Source organism: Streptomyces lucensis JCM 4490 (assembly GCF_014650035.1).
GTDB lineage: Bacteria > Actinomycetota > Actinomycetes > Streptomycetales > Streptomycetaceae > Streptomyces > Streptomyces lucensis.
On the sequence record NZ_BMUE01000055.1, the window covers coordinates 1 to 741 of the forward strand.

Below are 741 nucleotides of genomic sequence, written 5' to 3' on the forward strand. Positions count from 1 at the left end.
GGACGCTCCCCCTCCTGGGCGGCTTCCTGCCGTACGAGCTGTACATCGAGTTCATCGGCGCGATGACCACCCTCGGCATCGCGACGCTGATCGTCATCCGCCTGCTGAGCCTGCCGTCGCGGCCCGGCCGCAAGTCCCGGTTCGCGGGCTCGAAGATGGGCCAGGCGTACTTCGTCGAGTACGTCATCCTCGTCATCGGCCTGGCCATCTACGTGCTGCGCGCCCTGGAGGGCGCCCAGCACGACGTGGACCACTACGAGGCCGCCTACTTCGCCTCCTACCCCCTGGTCCTGGCGTTCAAGGGCCTGAGCGTCTCCGCTCTGCAGAACCTCACCTACCTGTTCGCCATGATCAAGCTGGGCACGACCATGATCTGGATGATCACGGTCTCGCTCAACACGAACATGGGTGTGGCCTGGCACCGTTTCCTGGCGTTCCCGAACATCTGGTTCAAGCGGAACGCCACCGGTGGGACGGCCCTGGGCGCGCTGCTGCCGATGACGTCGGGCGGCAAGCCGATCGACTTCACGGACCCGGGTGACGACGACGTCTTCGGTGTCTCCCAGGTCGAGCAGTTCTCCTGGAAGGGCCTGCTGGACTTCTCCACCTGCACCGAGTGCGGCCGCTGCCAGTCGCAGTGCCCGGCGTGGAACACGGGCAAGCCGCTCTCGCCGAAGCTGCTGATCATGTCGCTGCGCGACCACGCCCACGCCAAGGCCCCCTACCTGCTCGCCGGCGGCG

Annotated in this window: 1 pseudogene; it reads left to right on the forward strand. The window is 66.9% G+C overall.

The window, feature by feature from the left end:
• Positions 1–741, forward strand: a pseudogene (locus IE177_RS34615) (Fe-S oxidoreductase); the annotation flags it as partial.